Source organism: Brevundimonas sp. AC546 (assembly GCF_979258305.1).
Map to the genome: position 1 here is coordinate 1,834,939 of NZ_OZ409849.1, position 25,210 is coordinate 1,860,148.

The following is a 25,210-nucleotide window of genomic DNA, read 5'->3' on the forward strand; positions in this document are numbered from 1 at the left end:
GGAACCTGGCTCCAGCTAGGCCGTTCAGCGGCGATGAAGATCGCACGCACAGCCGCCATCGCCCTCATCGCCGGCGCCGCCCTGGCTCTGAGCGCCTGCGCCACCCTGCAACGCGGCCCGGTCGGCAACGCCGCCGTGCCCCAACCCGCGAAGGCGGTCGATCTGAACCGCTACGCCGGTCTCTGGTACGAGATCGGGCGCTACGAGAACGGGTTCGAACGCGGCTGCGAGGGCGTGACCGCCCAATACACGGTGCGCGACGACGGTCTGGTCGGGGTGCTGAACACCTGCCGCCAAGGCGCCGCCACCGGCCCGGTCAAGACCTCGCAGGGCAAGGCCAAGGTGGTCGAGGGCACCGACAACGCCAGGCTGAAGGTCTCCTTCTTCGGCCCCTTCTACCTCGGCGACTACTGGGTGCTGGATCACGCCGACGACTATTCGTGGTCCATCGTCGGCGAACCGTCCGGCCGCTACCTCTGGCTGCTCAGCCGCACCGCCCAGCCCTCGCCCCAGACCCGCGACGCCATCCTGACCCGCGCCAGGGACCTGGGCTACGACCTGACATTGGTTCGTCCGACGCTGCATTGAACGCCCGCCTCACGCCGAACCCGCAATGACCAGCCTCTAAGGATCACCCCATGCGCATCGCAGCGCTTGCCGCCCTGTCCGCCCTTCTGATTTCCGCAGGATCGGCCTCCGCCGAGACCATCTCGACCCATGTCCTCGATCTGGCGCGTGGCGTCGGCGGCCGCGACGTGCCCGTGACCCTGGCGATCAAGGAAGGCGACGGCGGCTGGCGACAACTGGCCACCGCGCGCACCGACGAGAACGGCCGCGTCCGCTCATTCGGCGATCAGGTCACGACCCAGGCCGCCACCTACAAGCTGACGTTCGACATGTCGCACTATGGCGACACTGACGCCCAACCGTTCTTTCCCGAGATCGACGTGGTGTTCCAGGTCCGCGACCCCAGCATCCACTACCACGTCCCCGTCGTCGTCAGCCCGTACGGCTACAGCACCTACCGCGGCAACTAGGCTGGATTTCAGGACGCCTGGTGGAGCCGAGGGGAGTTCGAACCCCTGACCTCGTCATTGCGAACGACGCGCTCTACCAACTGAGCTACGGCCCCGTTTCCAGCGTGGGATCGGGTTCACAGGCGAGGCGGACATAGAAGGCGGGCGGGCGCGGTGTCAACGGGCTTGTGCGCGCAATCGGCGCAGGTCGGAGACGGCCGTTGTCGGACGGGGTGCGAACACGCTAGAAGCGCCGATCCAAGCAGGAGTTACGGTTCATGGGCTACGCGATCGTCTGGTTGATCAACGCCATTATCAGTCTGATGATCTGGTTCATCATCGCCCAGGCCATATTGAGTTGGCTGGTGGCGTTCGACGTCGTCAACTATCGCAACCGCTTCGTCTATTCGGTGGGGACCTTCCTGGATCGGGTCACTGCGCCCCTGCTGGAGCCGTTCCGCCGCATCATCCCGAACCTGGGCGGCATCGACATCTCACCCATCGTGGTGATCCTGCTGCTTCAGTTCATCAGCGTGCTGTTCAACCGCACGGCAGGGCCGGCGCTATACCAACTGCTGGGCTGAGCCGACACGGCGGGCGGAAATCTGACGTCGGGGGGCCGATCCGCTCTTGCGCCGCGCGCCTTCCTTTCTAAAGGTGCCCGCCCGACCACTTTCGACCACGGTTCATGACCACGATCACCACAGTCGCCATTCTGGGCGCCGGACAGATGGGCGCAGGCATCGCCCAGGCGGTTGCGCTCGGGGGCTATTCGGTCCGGCTCTATGACGTCGTCGCCGACCGGCTGCCGCTGGCGCAGGGCGAGATCGCGGCCAGCCTGTCGCGCCATGTGGCGCGCGGCCTGATCGATCAGGCCGCCGCCGACGCGGCCCTTGCCCGCATCAGCATCAGCGACATCATCGCCGAAGCCGTCGCCGGCGCAGATCTGGTCATCGAGGCCGCGCTGGAAGACGAGGCGGTCAAGAAGGCCATCTATGCGCAGGTCCTGCCGCACCTGGGGCCGCAGACCCTGCTGGCGTCCAACACCTCCTCCATCTCGATCACCCGCCTGGCGTCCTCGACCGACCGGCCGGATCGGTTCGTCGGCCTGCACTTCATGAAGCCGGCGCCGATCATGAAACTGGTCGAGATCGTGCGCGGCATCGCCACCTCGGCCGAGACCCATTCCGCCGCCGTCGCCTTCGCCGAGAGCCTGGGCAAGACGACCACGGACGCCGAGGACTTCCCCGCCTTCATCGTCAATCGCATCCTGGTGCCGATGATGAACGAGGCGATCTTCACCCTGTACGAGGGGGTGGGCGACGTCGCCTCGATCGACAAGGCGCTGCGCCTGGGCGCCAATCATCCGATGGGGCCGCTGGAGTTGGCCGACTTCATGGGGCTGGACGTCGTCCTGGCCATCATGAACGTGCTGTACGACGGTCTGGCCGACAGCAAATATCGCCCCTGCCCGCTGCTGGTGAAATATGTCGAGGCCGGCTGGCTGGGCCGCAAGAGCGGACGCGGCTTCTACGACTATTCCGGCGACACGCCGGCGCCGACACGATGAGTCGGTTCGAGAGCTATTCCGACCTGCCGGGTCAGGCGACCATCGCCGCGCGTCCGGCGCCGCTGTATCCGGTGCTGGCCTGTCTGGCGGGCGCCGCCTGGCCGCCGCTGTGGCTGACCTTGCTGTTCTGGCGGCCCCACGCCTTCATGCCGGGGCGCGACATGGACTGGCGGCTGGTGGTGATGCTGATCGGCCTGATCGCCGTGCCGCTGGCCCTGTATCGCATCCTGAACGAGCGCAGACGCGACGGCAGGCCCGGCACGCGGCTGGGCGTCGTGTGGCGCTTCATGATGTACGGCGGCCTGGCGGCGGCCCTAGTGCAGATCGTCGTCGCCCTGGGCATGAGCGTCATGGGCTGGATCGAGGCCGGGGACTTCATGCAGGCCTTGGGCGCCACCGAGACGACCCTGCTGATCTACGGCGTCGGCGGCCTGCCCATCGCCATGATCGTGGGCGTCAGCTACGCCCTGTGGGCCGGTCTGTGCGCCGCCTTCATCGCCTTCGAGGCCCGGCCTGTGGTCAAGGATAGACTGGGGCTGATGCCGAAAGGCTGACATCTGCGTCACGGGCCAGTTCAGGGTATTGGGGGATCCGCACATGGCTATTGACCCGCCCGTACTGTCGCCCGTCGCCCCGACCTCGCGCATCGCCAGCCTGGACGTGATGCGGGGCCTGGCGGTGCTGGGCATCCTCGCGGTCAACGTCGTGTCGTTCGCCCTGCCCTTCATGGTCTATGACGATGCGAGCCTGAGCCCGTTTGCGGTGACGGGCGCCAACGCCGTGGCGCGCTGGACCGTGGACGTCTTCTTCCACCAGAAGTTCATCACCCTGTTCTCCATGCTGTTCGGCGCCTCGATCTTTCTGGTCGGGGGCGAGCGAGGCGATCCGGCGCGCGGACGGTTGCTGCGGCGACGGCTGTTCTGGCTGGCGATCATCGCCCTGATCCACGGCCTGGCCTTCTGGTACGGCGACGTCCTGCTGCTCTACGCTTGGTCCGGCCTGTTCGTGATGCTGATGCGGTCGATGCGGGCAAAGACACTGATCGGCGTCGGCCTGGGCGTGACCCTGGCGCTGGGCGCGATGCAGGCGTTCGCCACCTGGATGATGGTCGCCGGCCCGCCCGTGGTCACCGAGGCCATGGGCCAGGGCGAGCCGCAATACACCGCCGCCATGGTCGCCGAGGCCATCGCCGCCTATCGCAGCGGCTGGGCCGGGGCCATGGGCCAGAACCTGCAGAGCTGGCTGTTCCTGCAAGGGGCCAGCCTGACGATGTTCGTCTTCTCGACCGTGGCTCTGATGATGCTGGGCATGGGCCTGTTCAAGGCGGGTGTGTTCAGCGGCCGGGCGCCGACCTGGGTCTATGCGGCGTTGATCGGCGTGGGCGGGGCAATGCTGGCCCTGCTGGGCGTGCTGGAATGGGCCGAGGCCATGGCGGCGCCCAACACAGACCCGACGCGCGGCCTGGCGGGCGTGGTCGCCTCCTTCCCGATCTTCGTCACCCTGGCCTATGTCAGTTTGATCGTCCTGGCGACGACGCGCGGCCTGGGATGGATCACGGCGGCGCTGCGGCCCGTGGGCCAGATGGCCTTCACGAACTATCTGACCCAGACCCTGATTATGACCACGGTCTTCTACATGCCGTGGGGCCCGCGCCTGTTCGGACAGGTGGACTATGTGCAGATGTGGGGCCTGGTGCTGGGGGTCTGGGCGCTGCAACTGGTCTGGTCGCCGCTGTGGTTATCGCGGTTCAGCATGGGGCCGCTGGAGTGGGTTTGGCGCTGTCTGACCTACGGCCGTCGGGTACCGATTCGAAAAGGCGGCTGACGGCGCTTTTATCGCAGGCGCGAAGGGATTAACTGAGGGCCATGGCCGCCCCGGATACTCCCGCCGAATCCTTCAAACGCGCGCTGGGTCATGCCGCGCGGGCGCTGGCCGAACAGCCCGAGCTGGAGGTCCTGTTCGGGTCCGACGGCCCAAAGCTGTCGAACGGCGTCCTGACCCTGCCCCATCCGCCGCGCGATCCGTCGGGTCCCGAGAGCGCCTCCCTGCGCGGCCAGGCCGACCGGCTGGCGCTGCGGCTGGCCAATCACGATGCCACCGTAAACACGAAGATGCGGCCCGTAGACACCAAGGCGGCCGAGGTGTTCGACGCGGTCGAGCAGGCGCGGGTCGAGGCGTTCGGCTCTGAACACCTGTCCGGGGTGCGCGACAATCTGGGCGCCGCCCTGATCACCCGGCTGGAAAAGACCGGCGCCCTGCGCATCAATGACGCCGACCGCGTGCCGGTGTCAGAGGCCGTGGCCCTGTTGGTGCGCGAGCGGCTGACCGGGCGTCCCGCGCCCGACGGCGCCAAGGCCATGCTGGACCTGGTCCGCGCCAATATCGAGGCCAAGGCGGGCGCCAAGCTGGACGCCCTGGCGGGCACGGCGGGCGATCAGGAAGGCTTTGCGCTGAAGATGCGCGAGGTGCTGCGCGCGCTTGATCTGGATCCCGGCGACGGGCGCGGAGAGGATTCGTCGGACGATCCTGGCGACGAGGAACCCGATCCTCAGGATCCGGCCGCCGACGACGATCAGGACGAGGAGGAAGAAGAGGACGGCGGCGAGGGCTCCCAGTCGCTGGAGGGCGACGCCGACGATCAGTCCTCGGACGAAGAGCGAGAAAGCCGCCCCGAGGGCGCGCCCGCCGATCCCGACGGCGAAGGCTCCGACGACGGCCCCGAACTGCAGGAAGGCCAGCAGCCGAACCGTCAGCAGACCGCCGACGACGGCCGCGCGGTCGATTTCTACCGCGTCTTCACCACCGCCTTCGACGAGGTGGTGGACGCCGCCGACCTGTGCGACCCGGTCGAGCTGGACCGGTTGCGCGCCCTACTGGATGGCCAGCTGGCGATATTGTCGAGCGTCGTCTCACGACTGGCCAACAAGCTGCAACGCCGTCTGCTGGCCCAGCAGAACCGCTCCTGGGTCTTCGATCTGGAAGAGGGGATGCTGGACACGGCGCGCCTGACCCGGATCGTCACCGATCCGACCGCCCCCCTTTCGTTCAAGGCCGAGAGCGAGAGCCCGTTCCGCGACACGGTCGTGACCCTGCTGCTGGACAACTCCGGCTCGATGCGCGGGCGGCCGATCATGGTGGCGGCGGTCTGCGCCGACATCCTGGCGCGCACGCTGGAACGCTGCGGGGTCAAGGTCGAGATCCTGGGCTTCACCACCCGCGCCTGGAAGGGCGGGCAGAGCCGAGAGGCCTGGATCAGCGCCGGCAAGCCCGCCAGCCCCGGTCGCCTGAACGACCTGCGCCACATTATCTACAAGGCCGCCGACGCGCCCTGGCGCCGGGCCAAGAAGAACCTGGGCCTGATGATGCGCGAGGGTCTGCTGAAGGAAAACATCGACGGCGAGGCCCTGCAATGGGCGCACAATCGCCTGCTGGCCCGCACCGAGCAGCGGCGTATCCTGATGGTCATTTCCGACGGCTCGCCGGTGGACGACTCGACCCAGTCGGCCAATGCGGCCCTGTATCTGGACAAGCATCTGCGCCAAGTCATCGCCGAGATCGAGGATCGGTCGCCCGTCGAACTGCTGGCCATCGGCATCGGCCACGACGTGACCCGCTGGTATCGCAAGGCCCTGACCATCGTGGACGTGGAACAGCTGGCGGGCGCCATGACCGAGAAGCTGGCCGAACTGTTCGAGAACGAAGGCCCGGCCGGTCCCACGCGACGGACGCGAAAGAAGCTGGCGGCATGAGCCGTTTCGGCCGTCTGGCCTCGATCTGGATCGCGCTGTCGCTGACGGCCTGCGCCGCCTCGCTCGGCGCGCCGCAGCCCTATCCGCTATCGTCCGATGGTTGGACGCCGGCGGTCGCGGAACTGAGAAGCGTCAGCCTGGGCCTGCCCGGCGGGGCGCAGTTGGCGGACGGCGTGAGTTTCGCCGGGGGCCTGCAACTCATCGCCGCCCCGACCTCCCCCCTACATAGCTTGTCGGACCTGAAGCTGACCGGCGACGGCGGCTTCGTGACCGTGTCGGATGCCGGCGATCTGGTGCGGGGCGACATCCGTCTGGACGCCGCCGGGCGGCTGATCGGCCTGGATCATTTCCGTTCGCGCCGCCTGATGCTGGAAGACGGGCGCCCGATCTCCGACAAGCAGGACGGCGACGCCGAAGGCCTGGTCGTCACACCCTCCGGCGAGCTGTTGGTCAGTTTCGAACGGCGGCACCGGATCTGGAACTACGGCCCGCTGTCGGCTCTCAAGGCCCGGCCGACGCCGATGCGGTCGCCCGACTTCGCCTTCACCGAAAACGACGGCATGGAAGGCTTGGCCGTGGCGCCCAACGGCTGGCGTGTCTCGGGCGAGGCCGGCGGCGTCTGGGACTGCTCATCGGCCCGGTGCACCATCGTGACGGCTCCGCCCGCGACGCCCATTCCCGACAGCGAGTACCGCATCACCGGCCTGGATCGTGATCCATCGGGTCCCGGATGGTTCGTGGTTCAGCGCCTGTATCGCGCGCCCATCGACATGCGCGCACGCGTGCGCCGCATGGCTCCAGATGGAGCCCTGGGGCCGATCCTGATCGAACTGAAACTGCCCGGCACAACCGATAATTTCGAGGGGATCGCCGCCGAGACGCGCCGCGGCAGGACGCGCCTCTACATCCTGTCCGACGACAACTTCAATCCTGCCCAGCGCACCCTGATGCTGGCCTTCGACCTGAACTGACCGTCAGGCGGCCCCGGCCCACTGCCTCGATTGGGCCGTCGTGTCATCGGCTCGCAAGGCGCGCACGAAGTCGTCGCGCCAGATGCCCACGTCGGTGGCGCGCACCACCTCCATCAAGGCTTCCCATTTCCGAATGCGTTCGGCCTGCGGCATGGTCAGCGCCTTCTGGATCGCGTCCGACAGCTCCTCGCGGCTGTAGGGATTGACCAGCAGGGCCTCGCCCATCTGTTCAGCGGCGCCGGCGAACCGCGACAGGATCAGCACGCCCGGATCGTCGGGGTTCTGGGCGCAGACATATTCCTTGGCCACCAGGTTCATGCCGTCGCGCAGCGGCGTGACCAAGCCCACCCGTGCCGCGCGATAGATGCCGGCCAGTTGATCCCGGCGATAGGTGCGGTTCAGATAGCGGATCGGCTGCCAGTCCATGTCGCCGAAGGCGCCGTTGATCCGACCCGCCAGGGCGTCCAGTCGCGCGCGGATATCCTGATAGGAATCGACATCGTCGCGCGAGATCGGCGTGACCTGCAACAGGAAGACCTCGCCCCGCATCGAGGCGTTGTCCTGCAGGAACTGCTCATAGCCCAGCAGACGCTCTTCCAGCCCCTTGGAATAGTCCAGCCGGTCCACGCCCACCATCATCGACCGGAAGGCCGAGGACGCCGCCATCCGGTCATAGGTCCGTGCGCCCAGGGTCGAGTTCCGCGCCGCCAGGAAGCCGTCCACGTCGATGCCGATGGGGAAGACGCCGGTCTGGACCTTGCGTCCGAAACACTCCAGCCCGCCGGTTCCGTCCAGTTCGCCCTGGGCCTCCGAGACCACATAGTCGGTGAACAGGTCGCTCCATTCCTGGGTGTGGAAACCGATCAGGTCGAAGTCGAACATGGATTCCACCAGCCGCCGGTGGTGCGGCAGGGTCACCAGCAACTGACGTGCGGGCCACGGCGTATGCAGGAAGAAGCCGATCCGGTTCCGGATGCCCAAGCGGCGCAGGTCCCGCGCCATCGGGATCATGTGATAGTCGTGGATCCAGATCATGTCGTCGGGCTGGATCAGGGGCGCCAGCACCTCGGCGAAGCGGCGGTTCACCCGCTCGTAGCCCTCGCCATACGACCGCTCGTACTGCGCCAGGTCGATGCGGTGGTGGAACAGCGGCCACAGCGTCTTGTTGGCATAGCCGTTGTAGTATTCGTCGACGTCCTGGGCTTCCAGATCGACCAGGCCCACGGTCACGCCGGCCCGGTCCTCGATCTTCACCTCGCCGGTATAGTGTTCGATCGTCTCGCCGGACCAGCCGAACCACAGGCCGTCGTATTTTCTCAATGCGGCGGACAGGGCCATGGCCAAGCCGCCAGCGGACCCGGCGGCGGGGTCAGCCGGGGCGGAGACCCGGTTGGAAACGACGATAAGGCGGCTCATGACTTCACTTCAGACGGCGACCCCAGCCCCGGGGTCCAAAAGACTAACGCACATCGGTCCACGAACGGCTCAACAGCACGGCGCAATTGATGATCCCGACCAAGGAATAGGTCTGCGGATAGTTGCCCCACAGCTCGCCGTCGTCGATCGAGATGTCCTCGCTCAACAGGCCCGCGGCGGTGCGGCGGCTCAGCATCTCCTCGAAGATGGTGCGCGCCTCCTCGATCCGACCGTTCTGGTGAAGAGCCTCGATGAACCAGAAGGTGCAGAAGTTGAAGGCGGTTTCCGGCTCGCCGAAATCGTCCGGCTCGACATAGCGGAACAGGAACGGACCCTTCTTCAGATCACGTTCGATGGCGTCGAAGGTGGCGACCTGACGCGGGTCGTGCGCCTCCAGGAAGCCGAGATCGGTCATCTGAAGCAGCGAAGCGTCCAGCTCGCGCCCGCCGAAGCTGGCTGCGAACCGGCCTTCGTCGGGCAGATAGGCCTCGGCCTCGATCCGCTCGCGGATGATGCGGGCCCGCTCACGCCAGAACTCGCCCCGATCCGGCAGGCCCAGATGATCCGCCGCCTTGGCCAGACGATCGCAGGCCGCCCAACACATGACGGAGGAATAGGTGTGGACCCGCGCGATGGTGCGAAACTCCCACAGACCAGCGTCGGTCTTGTCGTGCATGGCGAAGGCCCGGTCGCCGATGGTCTCCAGCGCATGAAAGTCGTCGAGCGTGCCGGGGCGCAGCAGGCGCGCGTCGTAGAAGGCCTGAACCAGCGGCAGGACAATTTGTCCGTACACGTCATGTTGCAGGTGTTCGTGCGCCTGATTGCCGATCCGCACCGGCTTCATGCCTCGATAGCCCTCGACGGAGTCGATGATGCTTTCGCCGATGCCAGGCTCTAGCCCCACGCCATAGACCGGCTGGACGTGGCCGCCCGCCGAATCGTCGACCAGGTTCCTCAAATAGACGAGGTAGTTCTCAAGGATGTCCACCGCGCCCAGCCGGTTCAGCGCTCGCACCGTATAATAGGCGTCGCGGATCCAGCAGTAGCGATAGTCCCAGTTGCGCCCGCTCTCCTTGAACTCGGGCACCGAGGTCGTCATGGCGGCGACGATGGCGCCGGTCTCTTCATAGGCGCACAGCTTCAGCGTAATCGCTGCGCGGATCACCGCCTCCTGATAGTCCAGCGGCAGATAGAGTTTGCGCACCCAGTCCTGCCAATAGGCGACGGTCCGGTCCAGCGCGCCCTGCACCCCGTGACCTACGTCCTGATCGTAGCCCTCGTCCGGCCCCAGGAAGAAGGCGTGCGGCCGTTCCAGCCGGAACACCCGTTCTTCCAGCACATGCGACACCGGACAATCGGTCGTCAGGCGGAAGGTCACGTCGGCGCACATATAGCGGATGTGGTTGGAGCCGGAGGTATAGGGCGCCGGCCGCGCGCCCCAGTCCGTCGAAGGCCGCAACCGCAAGCGGATGCGCGGCGTCCCCGACAGCGGCCGCACCATCCGAGCGAAAGCCAGCGGGCGATAGGTGCGCGAATGTTTGGGATGGCGCGGTGCGAAATCGATGATCTCTGCGCTCGAACCGTCCTCGGCCGTCATTACCGTGCGCAACACCGGGGTGTTGCGGACATAGGCCTGCTCGATCGATGTCATCCCCTCCATCTCGATGGCCCAGAAACCGTGCTCAGGTTCCTCCCCGTCCATCAGGGCGGAAAAGACCGGGTCGCCGTCCACGCGCGGCGCGCAGGCCCAGACGAAGCGGCCCTGACGATCGATCAGGGCGCTGACGCCGCAGTTGCCGATGGGAAAGAGGTCCAGATTGGGCTTCATCGGTTCAGGCCTTCGCTACGGCTTCAAGCCAGGTCAGTACGGCGTCGACATCGTCCAGGCGGTAACGCGCCGCCGTCTCGCGCTCCGGTCCGACCAGCACGCCATAGCCGCCCAGCGCCGCCGCCGCCTCGAACCCGTATTCGTCTGTCAGGTCGTCGCCCAGCATGACCGGGACCGCGCCCTTGAACGGCGCCTCCTGCATGAAGGCGGTGACGGCCGTGCCCTTGTCGGCGCCGGGCGTCTTCAGTTCCAGCACCATATGGCCCGGTTGAAGCGTCAGGCCGGTCTCGGACTGAAGTTCGGCGGCCAGCGCCTTGGCCGCGCCCGCTTCGTTCGGCGCCTGGCGGTAGTGCAGGCCGACCGACACGCCCTTGTCCTCGACGATCACACCGGGCCTGCCAGCGGCGAAGGTCTCGAAGGCCTCCATCGCCTCGGCGACCCCTGCGTCGGCGACCTTGCGCTCAATTGAGCCGTCCTTCAGCCGTCGCTCCAGACCATGCACGCCCGAACCGGACATCAGGGCGTTATCGGAAATGCGGTCGATCTCGGCGATGGTGCGCCCGCTGACGATGGCGACACGGCCTGACAGTCGCGCCTCGACCGCCTTCAGCGCCGACGTGCGTCGCGCAGTGGGCAGAACCGCGTCGGGCGTCGGGGCCATCGGCGCCAGTACGCCGTCCATGTCCAGAAACAGGGCGATCCCGTCAGCGACGACAGGCGGTGTCGGGAGCAATAGCGAAGCGGCTCCGGCATGAGACGGCATTTACGATCAGACTCTTTGTTTGACTTCCCCGACGATCCTAACGCGCCAATGCGGCAAAGGTTGACCAGAAACCGACAAAGTCGTCTGAAAGGAGGGCGGCGCGCGCCAAGCAGTCACGGTGGATCGCGCCTGTCAAAGAAGGAGAGCCCGGTTGCGGGCCGTCAAAGCATGACCGAGATCGTTCACTCGACCCCCGAAGACATCGTCGTCATGACCGATCGCGCACGCGAGGTCGTCCGGCTGAACATCGAGGCGCTGGAGGCGCTGGAGCGTTCCATTGATGTCTCCATCGCCCGCGCGGTCGATGTGATCATGAGCCGACCGGGCTATGTTGTCGTCACCGGCATGGGCAAGTCCGGCCATATCGGCGGCAAGATCGCCGCGACCCTGGCGTCCACCGGCACCAACGCCTTCTTCGTCCACCCGGCCGAAATGAGCCATGGCGACTTGGGGATGTTGCGCCCCGACGTGACCCTGCTGGCCATCTCCAACTCGGGCGAAAGCCGCGAGCTGCGCGATCCGCTGATCTATTGCCAGCGCAACGGCATTCCCGTGATCGCCATCACCCAACGCCCTGCCAGCTTCCTGGGGCGCAACGCCGCCGTCTGCCTGACGATGCCCAGCGTCGCCGAGGCCTGCCCCAACGGTCTGGCGCCCACGACCTCAACACTGATGACCCTGGCCCTGGGCGATACGCTCGCCATGGTGCTGATGGACCGTCGAGAGTTCACGGCGACCGATTTCGGTCTTCATCACCCCGGCGGCGCCCTAGGAATGAGCCTGCAAAGCGTGCGCGAATGGATGGGCGACAACGCCGCGGCCCCGGCCAGTGTGCCGCTGACAGCAGGCTTCAGCGATGTCGTGTCGGCCGTGACGGAGGGCCGCAAGGGCGCCGTCGCGGTGCTGGATGACAAGGGCGCGCTGGTGGGAATCGTCACCGACGGCGACCTGCGCCGCGCATTCCAGCGCGACACCACCAATCTGACGGCGGCGGACATCATGGGGGCCAACCCGATCACCGTCGATCCCGACGCGCGCATGAGCGATGTCGTCGATCTGCTGACCGCCAACAAGATCGCCAATCTGTTCGTGGTCGAGGACGGACGCCCCACCGCCATCGTCCATATCGCCGAACTGATGCAGGCCGGCTACGTCGCTTAAGATGCGTATCCTCTATGACGCCAGCCGGCTGATGAGCCGGGCCGACCGCTCCGCCCCGACCGGCGTGGACCGGGTCTGTCTGGCCTATGCCGAGTGGCTGCTGGCTTCGCCGAACGTGACGACCATTCCGGTGCGTGGCCGCAAGAACCGGCTCGTCGCCGTCGAGATCGGCTGGTTCCGGCGGTTCGTCACCGAGCTGCGCGCGAAATGGAATGGCGCCGCCAGCGCGCCCGCCGACTTGGCGCACGAACAGCGACTGCTGGCGGCCCTGACCTCAGAGACGAGACCCGCCGCATCAGTGCTGGGCGTGCCTCCAGCTCTTGTTCAAGAGAAACCCGCCGACAAGGCTCGCGTGCTGAAGCAGTTCTTCCGCTCGCGCCACGTCGTGCCCCTGCCGGAGGCCGACCTCTATTTGACAGTAGGGCATACCACCCTGCACGATCCGGCCGCGCTTCAGGACCTTAAGGCGGTCGGAATTGAGCGGGTCGTCCTGATCCACGACCTGATCCCCGTGACCCATCCCGAGTTCTGCCGCCCTGGCGACGGCGAGAAACACCACGCCCGCGTCGCGAACACCCTGCGTCACGCCAGCCGGATCATCGTCAACTCGGCCTATACGGGCGAGGAACTGCGCGCCTTCGCGGGGCGGGAGGGCCTGCCCCTGCCGCCTGTCCACGTCGCCCACCTGGGGTTGGAGCCGGCCTTCGTCGCCGGCGACGCGGTCGCGGCGCCTCGCCCCTATTTCGTCCACGTCGGCACCATCGAGGCGCGCAAGAACCTGGCCCTGCTTCTGACCCTGTGGCGTCGGCTGGAAGAGCGGCTGGGCGACAGGACCCCCTCGCTGGTGCTGGTCGGTCGCTATGGCTGGGAAAACGAGGCGGTGCTGGACCACCTGCAACGCTCACCCAATCTCCAGGGCGTGGTGCACCAAGCCTCCAACCTGTCCGACGCCGTTCTTGCGCGTCTGATGCGCGGCGCCCGCGCTGTGCTGGCCCCCTCCTCAGTAGAGGGATTCGACCTGCCGGCGGTCGAGGCCTGCGCCATGGGCCTCTCCCTGATCGCCTCCGACATCCCGCCGCATCGCGAACTGACACCCAACGCCGAACTGATCGATCCGCTGGACGGCTTGGGCTGGCTGAACGCCATTGAACGCGCGACACAGACGGCCCCAGCCCCGCCGCCAGCCTATGTCGCGCCGGACTGGACGGGGCATTTCCGCATCGTCGCCGACGCCATCGGCCTTGAACCCGCTTCGCCTCTGGCGAGCGCGCTCAAAGGCTTGTAATCAATCCGCGAACAAGGGCTAACCAGCTTCATGACGCGTACTATCCTGCCGCTTGCCATCGTCGCCATCCTCGGCGGCTGCTCCACCTTGCCGCGCGACGGGCCGTCGGGCGCCTCGGTCAACGCCGGCGCCACGACCGCATCCGCCTTGGGCAGCTACGCACTCGTTCCGCTGACCTATGAAGTCACCGAGCGGATGAAACAGGTCCCGCCGCAGTTCTTCGGCACCCTGGCCGCAGGGTCCAGCGATCAGCCCGCCGACGTGATCGGCGAAGGCGACACCCTGGCCATTTCGATCTTCGACCCTTCCGGTTCGCTGTTCGGCGGATCACTGGGTTCCGGTTCGTCGTCCAGCCGCACGAACACTACCCTGTCCGGCGGCAACCAGGCCCTGCCGGGCGCCGTCGTCGATCGCTCGGGCTCGATCGCCATTCCCTTCGGCGGTCAGGTTCGTGTCCAGGGCCTCACCTCGACCCAGGCCGCGTCGGCGATCCGACGCTCTCTGGTCGGTAAAGTCGCCAATCCGCAGGTGCTGGTGTCCATCGCCGGCAATGCGTCCAACACCGTCAACGTCCTGGGCGACGTGCGCCAGCCGGGCCGCGCGCCTCTGGGCGTCAACAGCGATCGCATCCTGGACGTCATCGCGGCGGCCGGCGGCTCGGCCCGCACCACCGATGACCTGACCATCTCGATCCAGCGCGAGGGCCGGACCTACACCGCGCCCCTGTCGGCTGTGACGACTGAGTTCGGCGAGAACGTCCGCCTGCAACGCGGCGACGTGGTCAATGTCCAGTACAAACCGCGCCGTTTCTCGACCTTCGGCGGCCTGAACGCTGTCGCCCAGGTCGACATGCCGGCCGGCCCCATGACCCTGACCGGCGCAATGTCCAAGGTCGGCGGCCTGAACACCAACACGGCCAACGCCCGCCGCGTGCTGATCTTCCGCTTCGAACGTCCCGAGGTAGCCCAGGCGCTGGGGATTAACCAACCTGCACAGCCGCGCGGCGTGCCGGTGGTCTATGAACTGGACTTCAGCGACGCCGCCAACGTCTTCGCCGCCACCAACATGCAGGTCATGCCGGAAGACGTGATCTATGTGCCGCTGGCCGGCGCCGCCGAGATGCGGAAGTTCTTCGAGGTGGTTCAGAGCCTGACCCGCGTCGTCTATGATGTGTCGGTGACCAGCACTCTGAACAACTGATCATGGCCAGACGGCGGGCGCTGCTTTCGGGTCTGTTTTCACGCAGGTCCGCGGCCGCGCCTGCCGACGACCACGCCGATCCATTCGAGCGCCCCGCCGACCTCGAACCCGCCGAACCCGACGCCCTCGGCCTGGTGCTGGACGAGATCGAAGCCGGCGCCCTCGACATCTACGCCAGCGCAGGCTTGCCGACGCAGCCCGGTCACTACCGTCGCGAACCCGACAGTGAGGACTGGACCTTTCTGTCCGCCGACCTTGGGCCGTCCGAACGGTTCGCCCTGGCGTTGGAACACCCACCGGAACAGGGTTGGCGGTTCGCCAGGCTTCAGGATCTGGGCGCACGCTCGGAACGCGAAGATCTCCGCGCCGCCGCCCGTCTGTTGGGCGATGTCGCAGCGTTGCGAAATTCCCGGCGCGAAGTTCTGACCCAAGATCATCTTCTCACCGCGATGGAGCTTGGCGCCGCCTGGCGCGCCTTGCGTGACGCTCAGGCGGTGCGAACCTCCCGCCTGACGCTGTCCGTGCCGGCGCGGACAAGACCGCTCAAAGGCGACAAGCCGCAAAAGCCGCGCTAGAGACCCCGCCTCCCCGACCACTAGGCTCCATCATGTCCGACGCCCCCGAACAACCGCCCGAATTCCAGCCCGTCGGTCGCATCATCGCCATGCCGGCGGACACCAACCCCGAAGGCGATATCTTCGGCGGCTGGCTGCTGGCCCAGATGGACGTGGCGGGCGCGACCCCGGCGTTCGAACTGGCCTGCGGACGGTGCGCCACCGTGGCCCTGGACGGCATGGTCTTCCACCAACCCGTCTCCGTCGGCGACGAAGTCAGCATCTACGCCCATGTCATCGGCTCGGGCCGCACCTCGATCCGCATCCACGTCGAGGCCTGGAAACGCGCGCGGGGCCAGCCCCAGGCCGCGTCCGTGCGCGTGACCCAAGGCGTCTTCACCTATGTGGCCATCGACGAACACCGCAAACCCCGCGCTCTGCCTGGCAAGGAATAGGAAGCGCCAAGTCCGACTGCGGCGGTCGGAAATCTTGACCTTGCGCCGGGGCGCGCCTACGTCCCGGCCATGGCCATCCGACGCATCCTCACCATCGACATCCCCGCCGACCTGGCGATCCTAAAGCAGGTCTCCACGCCCGTCGCGGCGGTGGACGACGCCGTCCGCGCCCTGATGGACGACATGCTGGAGACCATGTACGACGCGCCCGGCATCGGCTTGGCCGCCGTGCAGATCGGCGCTCTGGACCGGGTCATCGTCATGGACCTGGGCGACAAGGACGGCGTGGTCTGCGAGACCGAGGAAGAGGCGGCCGAGAATGCCGAGGCGCGCAAGAATCCGCGCTTCTTCGCCAACCCGGAAATCCTGTGGACCTCGGACGAGCTCTACACCTACGAGGAAGGCTGCCTGTCGATCCCCGAGTATTTCGACAAGGTGGAACGCCCGGCCCGCGTCCGCATTCGCTATCTGAACCGTGACGGTCAGTCGGTGGAGGAGGAGGCCGAGGGCCTCTACGCCGTCTGCATCCAGCACGAGATGGACCACCTTAACGGCGTGCTCTTCATCGACCATCTGTCGCGGCTGAAGCGGGATCGCGCCGTGACCAAGGTCAAGAAGGCCGCCCGCGACAGGATCGCCGCCTGATGACCAAGACCGTCCGCCCCGAACGTATCGAACGCGCCGCGCGCCGCATTGCGCCGTCCATTCCGCGCGGCCGTTCGCTGATCATCGATTCCTCGGGCCGGCGTCGCCTGACCCGCAGCCAGAAGATCGGTGTCGCCGGCGTTGCGACCCTGGCCGGCGTGGCCCTGCTGGGCGTGGTGGCGGGCCTGCTGCTGGATCGTCTGCTCGATTTCGACGACGCCCTGGACGCGGGCGGCGAATGGGATGAAGGCGGCGGCGTCTTCACCCGCTGGCAGTAGAAGGCCTAAACCTCTTTCTTGGAGAGCATGATTCACGCTCCGGCCTGAACCGCATTGCGGTTCCGTCCGAAACGATCATGCTCTAAAGCCCTGCCCATGCGCCTTGCCTTCATGGGAACTCCCGACTTCGCCGTGCCGTCTCTGGCCGAGCTGATCGCCTCGGGCCACGAGATCGTCGCCGTCTATTCGCAGCCGCCGCGCCCCAAGGGCCGGGGCCAGAAGCTGACGCCGTCGCCGGTCCACGCCTTCGCCGAAACCATGGGCCTGCCCGTCTTCACGCCCGAGTCGATGAAGAGCCCGGACGCCATCGCCGCTTTCCAGAGCCTGGACCTCGATGCCGCCTGCGTCGTCGCCTACGGCCAGATCCTCAAGGCCGAGGTGCTGGATGCGCCCCGCCTGGGCTGTTTCAACCTTCATGGTTCGCTGCTGCCCCGTTGGCGTGGCGCTGCGCCGATCCAGCGCGCCATCATGGCCGGCGACGCCCAGACCGGCGTCCAGATCATGCAGATGGGCGTCGGCCTGGACGAAGGCCCCATCCTGCTGACCGAACTGATGGACATCCGCACCGACGACACGGCCGCAACGCTGTCGGAGCGCATGTCTCATGTCGGCGCCGGTCTGTGGCCCCGCGCCCTCGCCGCCATTGAGCGCGGCAGCGTCACGCCGTCGGGACAGGTCGGAGAGCCGACCTACGCCAGGAAGATCACCCCCACCGAGGCCCGCATCGACTGGACCCGCCCCGCCGCCGAGGTGGACGCCCACATCCGCGGCCTGTCCCCCTTCCCCGGCGCCTGGTTCGAAGCGCCTTCCGACACCGGGCCTGTGCGGGTGAAGGCCCTGCTGTCGGCCCTGGCGGACGGTTCGGGCGCGCCGGGCGAGATTCTGGACGACGCCCTGACTGTGGCCTGCGGAACCGGCGCCGTGCGCCTGATCCGCGTCCAGCGCGAGGGCAAGGCGGCGCAGTCGGCCGACGAGATGCTGCGAGGCTTCGCGTTGCCGGTCGGGACCGTGCTCGGCTGATGCCGCGCTACAAGCTGACCATCGAATACGACGGCACGGCCTATAACGGCTTTCAGGCTCAGGACGGCCAGCCGACGGTGCAGGGCGCGCTGGAGGCCGCCATTCACGCCTTCTCCGGCGAGCGGATTCGCATCGCCGCCGCCGGTCGCACCGACACCGGCGTCCATGCGACCGCCCAAGTCATCCACGCCGATCTGGAGCGCGACTGGCCCGTCGATACGGTGCTGAACGCCATGAACGCCCATCTGATCAAACAGGACGTCTGCGTCCTGTCGGCGGCCTATGCGCCCGATCTCGACTGGCACGCGCGGTTCTCGGCGACGGGACGGGGCTATCTGTATCGCATCCTCAACCGTCGCCCCCAGCCGGTGCTGGAGCGCGACCGCGTCTGGCACGTCAAGAAGACGCTGGACGCCGAGGCCATGCACCATGCGGCCCAGGTCTTGGTCGGGCTGCACGACTTCACCACCTTCCGCGACGTGGCCTGCCAGTCCAAGTCGCCGGTTCGGACGCTGGACGTGGCCCGCGTCTCCCGCTTCGGCGAGGAGGTGCATCTGGTCTTCCAGGCGCGCAGCTTCCTGCACCGCCAGGTCCGGTCGATGGCCGGAACCCTGGTCGAGGTGGGGCTGGGCCGCTGGAGCGCTCATGACGTCAAGGCGGCACTGGAGGCGAAGGACCGCGCCCGGTGCGGCCCCGTCGCCCCCTCGGCAGGGCTCTATCTCAGCGGCGTGCGCTACGACTGAACCCCGCCTGTGGTCCGATCAGCCGCGCTGCTGAACCAGGACCTCGGCGATCTGGACCGCGTTCAGGGCCGCGCCCTTCCTCAGATTGTCGTTGGACACGAAAAGGGCCAGGCCGTGCTCGACCGTCGGATCGGGACGCACGCGACCCACGAAGACCGGATCCTTGCCCGTGGCGTCAAGCGGGTTCGGCACGGCCGTCACCACCACACCCGGCGCCTGGCCCAGCAGCTCCAGCGCCTGGGCCGCCGACAACGGCTGTTCGAACTCGACATTGATCGACAGCGAATGGCCGGTGAAGACCGGCACCCGCACGCAGGTGCCGGACACCGGCAGGCCGGGAATCTCCAGGATCTTGCGGCTCTCGTCGCGCAGCTTCAGCTCCTCGTCGGTATAGCCGTCCTCGCACAGCGTGTAGTTCAGGGCCACGACGTTCGCGGCGATCGGCACCACCCACTTCTCGGGCGCACCGAAGTCCACGGCCGATCCGTCGCGGGCCAGGGCCGCGCCCTGTCCTACGGCGGCGCGCGCCTGGTCCTCCAGCACGCGAATGCCCTCGACCCCGCCGCCCGAGACGGCCTGATAGGTCGATACGGTCAGACGCTTCAGGCCCGCCGCGTCGTGCAGAGGCTTCAGCACTGGCATGGCGGCCATGGTGGTGCAGTTGGGATTGGCGATGATCCCCTTGGGCAGGTTCGGCAGGGCGTGGGGGTTCACCTCGGCGACCACCAGCGGCACGTCGGGGTCGCTGCGCCAGGCCGAGGAGTTGTCGATCACCACCGCCCCGGCGGCAGCCACCTTTGGCGCCAGGGCCTTGGACGTGTCCCCGCCGGCCGAGAAGAAGACGATGTCCAGCCCGGCGTAGTCGGCGCTGGCGGCGTCCTCGACCACGATGTCGGTCTCGCCGAAGCGAACCATCTTGCCCGCCGACCGGGCCGAGGCGAACAGGCGCAGCGAGGCCAGCGGGAAGTTCCGCTCGGCCAGCAGGCCGCGCATCATCTCGCCGACGAGGCCGGTGGCGCCGACGATGCCGACATGCGGCGGATTGGACGGGGAAAAGGACATGGAAGGCGTCTCCTTACAGGATGGAGGCGCGGGGTTGAGCCGGATCGACCGCCCCGCGCATCGGCGGGGCTTGGGATCGGGGTTCGGCGCTTCAGACCTTGCGCACACCCGAAACCGCCCCGCCGAAGCCGGTGGTTTTCGAGGTCATCGCTTTGGTCGGGCGCTGGGTCACGGCGACGCTCTCTAAGGGCGACAATCGGTCGTGTAAACAGCCAAGTTGAGAACGATCGGGCGTTCGAGGTTCTAAAAAGAACAGTTCACGCAAAAACTTCGTCATCCTCGCCCTTGTGGCGAGGATCCGAACTCCCGGTCCATCCGCAGGGCGCGCCGCGCCATAGTCGAACACCGGGAGTCGGGATCCCAGGGACAAGCCCTGAGATGACGGGTCATCGGTAGAGGGTCAGACCTTCGACAGGATCAGCGTGCCGTTCGTGCCGCCGAAGCCGAAGCTGTTGGACATGACGTGGGTCAGTTCGCCTTCGTGCCGCTGGCGCAGGATCGGCATCCCCTCGAACGCCGGATCGAGGTTTTCGATGTGGGCGCTTTCGGCGGCGAAGCCGTTCTGCATCATCAGCAGGCAGTAGATGGCTTCCTGTGCGCCCGCAGCGCCCAGCGAGTGGCCCGTCAGCGACTTGGTCGAGGAGATCATTGGCATCTGGTCGCCGAAGACGGCGCGCACGGCCTCCATCTCCTTGGAATCGCCGACCGGGGTCGAGGTGCCGTGCGGGTTCAGGTAATCGATCCGGGGATTGCCGGCCTGTTCCAGCGCGATCTTCATGCAGCGCTGAGCGCCCTCGCCAGAAGGGGCGACCATGTCGTGACCGTCGGCGTTGGCGCCGTAGCCGGTGACCTCGGCATAGATGGTCGCGCCGCGCGCCTTGGCCCGCTCGTATTCTTCCAGCACGACGATGCCCGCGCCGCCGGCGATGACAAAGCCGTCGCGGTTGGCGTCATAGGCGCGCGAGGCGACCGACGGATTGTCGTTGAAGTCCGAGGACATGGCGCCCATCGCATCGAACATGTTCGACATGGACCAGTCGATGTCCTCACAACCGCCGGCGAAGACCACGTCCTGCTTGCCCCACTGGATCTGTTCGACCCCGGCGCCGATGCAGTGAGCCGACGTCGCGCAGGCCGAACTGATCGAATAGTTGACGCCGCGCATCTGGAACCAGGTCGACAGCACCGCCGACGGGCCGCTGGCCATGGCCTTGGGCACCGCGAACGGGCCGATGCGCTTGGGCGAGCCGCGTTCCACCGTCGTGGCGGCGGCCTGCAAGATCACCTGGGTCGAGGGGCCGCCCTCGCCGACGATCAGGCCGATGCGGTCGTCCTTGATCTCGTCGGCGGTCATGCCCGACGATTTCAGCGCCTCTTCGAAGGCGATGTGCGCCCACGCCGTGCCGTTGGCCAGGAAGCGGGCCGCGCGACGATCGACCAGCTCTTCCCATGGGCCAATCTTGGGCGGGGCCCAAACCTGACTGCGGAAGCCGTATTTGGCGTGATCCGCTGCATGGACGACGCCCGAACGGGCTTCGCGCAGAGACTGGGTGACCTCTTCGGCGCCGTGGCCGATGGAGGAGACGATGCCCAGGCCGGTGACTACGACACGACGCATGGTGTTTCCTTCTTGATGCTTCTTGGCCCGAGGACCGTCCGCCTTGTTCGCGGTTATATAGGGGCTTAACCGCCCGCCGCCTCATCCTTGGCCCCGAACAGGCCGACCCGCATGTCGTTGCAGGTGTAGATGACCTGGCCGTCGGCCTCCAGCACGCCGTCGGCTATGCCCATGACCAGCTTGCGGTTGATGACGCGCTTCAGGTTGATCTTGTAGACCACCTTCTTGATGTCGGGCGTCACCTGGCCGGTGAACTTGACCTCGCCGACGCCCAGGGCGCGGCCCTTGCCGGGTCCGCCGATCCAGCCCAGGTAGAAACCGACCAGCTGCCACATGGCGTCCAGGCCCAGGCAGCCCGGCATGACCGGGTCCCCGATGAAGTGGCACTGGAAAAACCAGAGCTCGGGATTGATGTCGAGTTCCGCCTCGACATAGCCCTTGCCGTGCTCGCCGCCGTCAGAGTTGATCGTCGTGATCCGGTCGAACATCAGCATCGGCGGGGCGGGCAGCTGAGCGTTGCCGGGACCGAACAGCTCGCCGCGGCCCGAGGCCAGCAGGGCCTCGTGATCGAAGGACGAAGGATATTGGGACTGGGTCAAGGCGTTTCCGTTTCTTAAGGCGTTGCGCGCGGGTTACACGACCCCGCCGCTTCGCTCAACAGCGTGCGGTCAGTTGCGTCCCGTGCCCGCCGGGCGATTGGCGTTGCACAGCGCGCGTTCCTGGGTCCCGAACACCGCCCGCTGCGCCACCCAGCCTTCCAGCCGTCGCGCGCGGACCTTGCACCAGCCCTCTTCGCATTCGTCCAGCGACACCAGGGCGCGGGGCGACAGGCGCGCCCGCACCGAGGCCGTTTCGGATCGGCCCGACCGGATCGGCACTTCCTGAGCGGTCGTGTTGAAGACATAGCGGCGGCCCGACGACACGGTGCGGTGGATCCAGGCGACGGCGCCGTCCGGATCGCAGATCTTGCGCCATTCGGTCGTCTCGGCGATCACCTGAACCGGCAGGCCGGCGGCGCGATATTCCCACAGAATCGGATAATCCAGCCCTGGCCCCTGACGGGCGCGGACGTGCGAGGACTTCAGCGAAATCCAGCGCGGCACCTCAAGCCCCGTGGGCGTCGGTCGCCCGTCGGGCATGGTCGCGCCCGCGCTGGCCATCACGCCCAGGCCCACAACGGCGAGAACGATGGCGATGCGGCGTCGCAGGCTTTGGAAGATGGCGGCGGCTTTGCTAGACACTGAATGGAACGACCCGTCGCGCGGGCTTTCGATCCGTCTGAATCGCCGCCCGCAAACCAAGGCCCGCAATGTCCGCCCGCAAGCTTAAGGTCGTATTAACCAGACGCCTGCCCGACGCGGTGGAAACGCGGATGCGCGAGCTGTTCGACGCCGAGCTGAACCTGAAGGATCAGCCGATGGATCGCGCCGCACTCCGGGCCGCCGTCCAGCGCGCCGAGGTTCTGGTCCCCACCATCACCGACGTCATCGACGCCGACCTGATCAATGGCGCGGGCGATCAGTTGAAGATGATCGCCAACTTCGGCGCCGGCGTGGATCACATCGACATCGACGCGGCCGTGGCGCGCGGCATCATCGTCACCAACACCCCCGGCGTCCTGACCGAGGACACCGCCGACCTGGCCATGAGCCTGATTCTGGCCGTCAGCCGCCGCATCGTCGAGGGCGCCCAGGTGGTCGCCGAGGGCCGGTTCGAGGGCTGGACCCCGACCTGGATGTGCGGGCGCAAACTGTGGGGCAAGCGGCTGGGCATCGTCGGCATGGGCCGGATCGGTCAGGCCCTGGCCCGCCGCGCCAAGGCGTTCGGGCTTCAGGTCCACTACCATAACCGAAAGCCCATCCCCGCCCTGATCGAGGAAGAGCTGGGCGCCACCTATTGGGATGACCTGGACCAGATGCTGGCGCGGATGGACATCGTCTCGCTGAACTGTCCAGCGACGAAGGACACCCACCATCTGCTGTCGGCCGAACGCCTGGCCAGGCTTCAGCCCCACGCCATCCTGATCAACACCGCGCGGGGCGAACTGATCGACGAGGCGGCCCTGGCCCAGGCCGTCGCCATGCGCGCCCTGTCCGGCGTCGGCCTGGACGTGTTCGAGAACGAGCCGGACATCCATCCCGGCCTGCTGGGCCAGCCCAATGTCGTCCTGCTGCCCCACCTGGGCTCCGCCACCCTGGAAGCGCGCCAGGACATGGGCGACCGCGTCATCGCCAACGTCATGACCTACCAGAACGGCCACCGCCCGCCCGACCGGGTGATCCCTGCGATGCTTTAGGCCGAAGCCAGCAACCGCTCGGCCGCGTCCGGATATTTCTGCGCCAGCCGCGCCGCCCAGTCCGCCTTCGAGGGCAGAGCCGTGCGAACCTCGCGGATGCGGCGCTCGACCAGGGCCGCCGCCTCGCGGTGGGCGGGCCAGTCCATCAGGAAGCCCAGCGCCGTCTCGAAATCGGCATGGGTCGCGGCGTACGCCAGGGCGCGGTCCAGCGCCTCGACATCGTCGAAGTCCGGCAGGCGCGCCAGATAGGCCCTCAGCACCGGCGCCGACAGGTCGCGTTCGAACATCGCCCAGCGCAGTTCCTGCGCCTCGTCCTTGCGGCCTTCGGCCTCCAGCAGGTCGATCGAGGTCGCTTCCCAGGCCGGCGTCAGGATGGGCGGCCCGGCCTGAGGCGAACGCCCGAACGTCCAGCGCCGATTGCCCGCCGAGGGCGCCAGCGCCGCCTCCAGCGCCTGTCGCGCCTCTGGGATGCGGTCCGCGACCAGAAGCCGCTTGGCCATCACCGCCGCGAAATCCGGCGAGCCCCGCTCCTCCGGCGTCGTCAGCGACAGCCACAGATCCAGATCGCCCGCCCGGTCCGCCAGCCGCCGCATCACTGTCCGCATCCCGCGCGCGCTCGACGCCTTGTCCAGAGGGTCCAGCAGCCGCTTGGCCAGGTCCGCCGTCAGTTCATCGCCGCCCGCCCCGATCCAGCGGGCGTATTCCAGCGGCTGACGCTCCACCGCCTGGGCCAGTAGCGCGACAGCCTTCTCGTCCGCCTGAACCGCAGCCTGGGCGATCCGCCACAAGTCCGGCGCCGCCGTCTCGAACGCGGCCGCCACCTCGCCCTTCTGATCCTTGACCCGCGTCGTCAGGCCGCGAAACAGATCGAACCAGGCGATCAGCCGCTCCAGCCCCGCTCCCGGCGCCGCCACGGCCAGATCGCCCACGATGGCCCCGCGCAGGATGTCCAGATCCCTCAGCAGGTCCGGCCGTTTCCTCCACGACACCCGCGCCCGGCTGGCGGCGATGGTCGACAGACGCTTGTCCAGTTCGAGCGCCAGCAGGTCCGGTCCGGCCTCGGCTGCAAGCACCAGACGGAGTCGGCGCTTCAGGATGGCGTCCGCGTCGGCCGCCTGCATCAGCAGTTCGCCCAGGCGATCCGCTCCCAACCCGCTCAGATTGGCGGCGTTCAGGCGTTTGGGCGAGGCGGGACGTCGGGCCATCGGGCCTCCTTTTTCACAAGTCTGTCGGACCGGACTCACACGGCTGTCGAAAACCACGGGCAGGGGAGGAACCGCCACGAGCGAGCTTCGTTTCCGGCGGCGTATTCGAGGAAGTGTTGCGTTGGACTCCTACTATTGCATCGTCAACCTGCCCGGCGTTCCGGTACGGGACATCTGCGTCCTCGACGCCGCCAACGACACGGCGGCCAATCAGGCGCTGGAAGGGATCGCCCGCAACTGGGTCGGGTTTGAGACCCTTTATCTGTATTGCGGCGAACGACTGGTGACCGTGCTGAGCAACCCCGCCCTGGGTTTCGCCGCGCCTTTGCCGGAGCTGGACCTGGCCGACATCCGCTTCGCCACGGCCGCCTGAGG

At 67.4% G+C, this 25,210-nt stretch carries 27 protein-coding genes and 1 tRNA gene; 19 read left to right on the plus strand and 9 right to left on the minus strand.

What is annotated here, in order from left to right; all coding sequences use genetic code 11:
* The first annotated feature begins 33 nt into the window (after positions 1–33).
* On the plus strand, positions 34–588 hold the full coding sequence (locus ACZZZD_RS09120) for a lipocalin family protein (protein ID WP_463434434.1): 555 nt from the start codon (positions 34–36) through the stop codon (positions 586–588).
* Between the two features lie 50 nt (positions 589–638).
* Positions 639–1,037 carry a hydroxyisourate hydrolase gene (gene uraH / locus ACZZZD_RS09125; RefSeq protein WP_463434436.1) on the plus strand — a complete coding sequence of 133 codons (399 nt, stop codon included), beginning with the start codon at positions 639–641 and terminating at the stop codon, positions 1,035–1,037.
* A gap of 18 nt (positions 1,038–1,055) precedes the next feature.
* Here uraH and ACZZZD_RS09130 read toward each other — a convergent pair.
* A tRNA-Ala gene (locus tag ACZZZD_RS09130) sits at positions 1,056–1,132 on the minus strand.
* 162 nt (positions 1,133–1,294) lie between these two features.
* Here ACZZZD_RS09130 and ACZZZD_RS09135 point away from each other — a divergent pair.
* The 6 genes from ACZZZD_RS09135 (at position 1,295) to ACZZZD_RS09160 (ending at position 7,306) form a co-directional block, all read left to right on the plus strand.
* Entirely contained in the window at positions 1,295–1,600 is a 306-nt protein-coding gene (locus tag ACZZZD_RS09135) for a YggT family protein (RefSeq protein ID WP_463434438.1), read from the plus strand.
* A gap of 104 nt (positions 1,601–1,704) precedes the next feature.
* Positions 1,705–2,586 (plus strand): 3-hydroxybutyryl-CoA dehydrogenase, encoded by an 882-nt coding sequence (locus tag ACZZZD_RS09140; protein ID WP_463434440.1) that lies wholly within the window; start codon positions 1,705–1,707, stop codon positions 2,584–2,586.
* Positions 2,583–3,140 carry a phthalate transporter gene (locus ACZZZD_RS09145; protein WP_463434441.1) on the plus strand — a complete coding sequence of 186 codons (558 nt, stop codon included), beginning with the start codon at positions 2,583–2,585 and terminating at the stop codon, positions 3,138–3,140. The genes ACZZZD_RS09140 and ACZZZD_RS09145 overlap by 4 nt, the downstream gene beginning before the upstream one ends.
* Before the next feature lie 43 nt (positions 3,141–3,183).
* On the plus strand, positions 3,184–4,410 hold the full coding sequence (locus ACZZZD_RS09150; protein WP_463434443.1) for a DUF418 domain-containing protein: 1,227 nt from the start codon (positions 3,184–3,186) through the stop codon (positions 4,408–4,410).
* Positions 4,411–4,451: 41 nt separating this feature from the next.
* Positions 4,452–6,335, plus strand: a complete 1,884-nt coding sequence (gene cobT, locus ACZZZD_RS09155; protein ID WP_463434445.1) for a cobaltochelatase subunit CobT — start codon at positions 4,452–4,454, stop codon at positions 6,333–6,335.
* Positions 6,332–7,306: an esterase-like activity of phytase family protein gene (locus ACZZZD_RS09160; RefSeq protein WP_463434446.1), complete on the plus strand. Its 975-nt coding sequence runs from the start codon at positions 6,332–6,334 to the stop codon at positions 7,304–7,306. The genes cobT and ACZZZD_RS09160 overlap by 4 nt, the downstream gene beginning before the upstream one ends.
* A gap of 3 nt (positions 7,307–7,309) precedes the next feature.
* On the opposite strand, the gene ACZZZD_RS09165 is transcribed toward ACZZZD_RS09160, so the two are convergent.
* Genes ACZZZD_RS09165 through otsB form a run of 3 tightly spaced genes read right to left on the minus strand, consistent with a single transcriptional unit; the run spans position 7,310 to position 11,313 of the window.
* Positions 7,310–8,722 carry an alpha,alpha-trehalose-phosphate synthase (UDP-forming) gene (locus tag ACZZZD_RS09165; protein WP_463434447.1) on the minus strand — a complete coding sequence of 471 codons (1,413 nt, stop codon included), beginning with the start codon at positions 8,720–8,722 and terminating at the stop codon, positions 7,310–7,312.
* Positions 8,723–8,765: 43 nt separating this feature from the next.
* The gene (locus ACZZZD_RS09170) at positions 8,766–10,550 is read right to left on the minus strand and encodes a glycoside hydrolase family 15 protein (protein WP_463434449.1); all 1,785 of its coding nucleotides are present in this window, start codon (positions 10,548–10,550) and stop codon (positions 8,766–8,768) included.
* A 4-nt stretch (positions 10,551–10,554) separates the two neighbouring features.
* Entirely contained in the window at positions 10,555–11,313 is a 759-nt protein-coding gene (otsB, locus tag ACZZZD_RS09175; RefSeq protein ID WP_463434451.1) for a trehalose-phosphatase, read from the minus strand.
* Positions 11,314–11,481: 168 nt separating this feature from the next.
* On the opposite strand from otsB, the gene ACZZZD_RS09180 reads away from it, so the two are divergent.
* The 9 genes from ACZZZD_RS09180 (at position 11,482) to truA (ending at position 18,654) form a co-directional block, all read left to right on the plus strand.
* A complete protein-coding gene (locus ACZZZD_RS09180) occupies positions 11,482–12,474 on the plus strand; it encodes a KpsF/GutQ family sugar-phosphate isomerase (protein WP_463434453.1) in 993 nt (330 codons plus the stop codon).
* Position 12,475: 1 nt separating this feature from the next.
* On the plus strand, positions 12,476–13,759 hold the full coding sequence (locus ACZZZD_RS09185) for a glycosyltransferase family 4 protein (protein WP_463434454.1): 1,284 nt from the start codon (positions 12,476–12,478) through the stop codon (positions 13,757–13,759).
* Between the two features lie 30 nt (positions 13,760–13,789).
* Positions 13,790–14,959, plus strand: coding sequence for a polysaccharide biosynthesis/export family protein (locus ACZZZD_RS09190; RefSeq protein ID WP_463434455.1), 1,170 nt, complete (start codon positions 13,790–13,792; stop codon positions 14,957–14,959).
* Between the two features lie 2 nt (positions 14,960–14,961).
* Positions 14,962–15,534 (plus strand): hypothetical protein, encoded by a 573-nt coding sequence (locus tag ACZZZD_RS09195; RefSeq protein WP_463434456.1) that lies wholly within the window; start codon positions 14,962–14,964, stop codon positions 15,532–15,534.
* A gap of 32 nt (positions 15,535–15,566) precedes the next feature.
* Positions 15,567–15,968: an acyl-CoA thioesterase gene (locus tag ACZZZD_RS09200; RefSeq protein WP_463434457.1), complete on the plus strand. Its 402-nt coding sequence runs from the start codon at positions 15,567–15,569 to the stop codon at positions 15,966–15,968.
* A gap of 69 nt (positions 15,969–16,037) precedes the next feature.
* Positions 16,038–16,613, plus strand: coding sequence for a peptide deformylase (gene def / locus ACZZZD_RS09205; RefSeq protein WP_463434459.1), 576 nt, complete (start codon positions 16,038–16,040; stop codon positions 16,611–16,613).
* Positions 16,613–16,891 carry a hypothetical protein gene (locus ACZZZD_RS09210; protein ID WP_463434461.1) on the plus strand — a complete coding sequence of 93 codons (279 nt, stop codon included), beginning with the start codon at positions 16,613–16,615 and terminating at the stop codon, positions 16,889–16,891. The genes def and ACZZZD_RS09210 overlap by 1 nt, the downstream gene beginning before the upstream one ends.
* 96 nt (positions 16,892–16,987) lie before the next feature.
* A complete protein-coding gene (fmt, locus tag ACZZZD_RS09215; RefSeq protein WP_463434463.1) occupies positions 16,988–17,911 on the plus strand; it encodes a methionyl-tRNA formyltransferase in 924 nt (307 codons plus the stop codon).
* Entirely contained in the window at positions 17,911–18,654 is a 744-nt protein-coding gene (gene truA, locus ACZZZD_RS09220; RefSeq protein WP_463434465.1) for a tRNA pseudouridine(38-40) synthase TruA, read from the plus strand. Before fmt ends, truA begins: the two co-directional genes overlap by 1 nt.
* A gap of 18 nt (positions 18,655–18,672) precedes the next feature.
* On the opposite strand, the gene ACZZZD_RS09225 is transcribed toward truA, so the two are convergent.
* The 4 genes from ACZZZD_RS09225 to ACZZZD_RS09240 form a co-directional block, all read right to left on the minus strand.
* Positions 18,673–19,716 (minus strand): aspartate-semialdehyde dehydrogenase, encoded by a 1,044-nt coding sequence (locus tag ACZZZD_RS09225; RefSeq protein WP_463434466.1) that lies wholly within the window; start codon positions 19,714–19,716, stop codon positions 18,673–18,675.
* A 400-nt stretch (positions 19,717–20,116) separates the two neighbouring features.
* Positions 20,117–21,334: a beta-ketoacyl-ACP synthase I gene (gene fabB / locus ACZZZD_RS09230; protein ID WP_463434467.1), complete on the minus strand. Its 1,218-nt coding sequence runs from the start codon at positions 21,332–21,334 to the stop codon at positions 20,117–20,119.
* 65 nt (positions 21,335–21,399) lie between these two features.
* The gene (gene fabA / locus ACZZZD_RS09235) at positions 21,400–21,933 is read right to left on the minus strand and encodes a 3-hydroxyacyl-[acyl-carrier-protein] dehydratase FabA (protein ID WP_463434469.1); all 534 of its coding nucleotides are present in this window, start codon (positions 21,931–21,933) and stop codon (positions 21,400–21,402) included.
* A gap of 69 nt (positions 21,934–22,002) precedes the next feature.
* Positions 22,003–22,575: an SH3 domain-containing protein gene (locus ACZZZD_RS09240; RefSeq protein WP_463434471.1), complete on the minus strand. Its 573-nt coding sequence runs from the start codon at positions 22,573–22,575 to the stop codon at positions 22,003–22,005.
* Between the two features lie 68 nt (positions 22,576–22,643).
* Here ACZZZD_RS09240 and ACZZZD_RS09245 point away from each other — a divergent pair, with 68 nt between their 5' ends.
* On the plus strand, positions 22,644–23,630 hold the full coding sequence (locus ACZZZD_RS09245; RefSeq protein ID WP_463434473.1) for a 2-hydroxyacid dehydrogenase: 987 nt from the start codon (positions 22,644–22,646) through the stop codon (positions 23,628–23,630).
* Here ACZZZD_RS09245 and ACZZZD_RS09250 read toward each other — a convergent pair.
* The gene (locus ACZZZD_RS09250; RefSeq protein WP_463434475.1) at positions 23,627–24,835 is read right to left on the minus strand and encodes a DUF6880 family protein; all 1,209 of its coding nucleotides are present in this window, start codon (positions 24,833–24,835) and stop codon (positions 23,627–23,629) included. The genes ACZZZD_RS09245 and ACZZZD_RS09250 overlap by 4 nt on opposite strands.
* Before the next feature lie 121 nt (positions 24,836–24,956).
* Between ACZZZD_RS09250 and ACZZZD_RS09255 the strand changes: the two genes are divergently transcribed.
* Positions 24,957–25,208: a hypothetical protein gene (locus ACZZZD_RS09255; protein WP_463434476.1), complete on the plus strand. Its 252-nt coding sequence runs from the start codon at positions 24,957–24,959 to the stop codon at positions 25,206–25,208.
* The last annotated feature ends 2 nt before the right edge of the window (positions 25,209–25,210 follow it).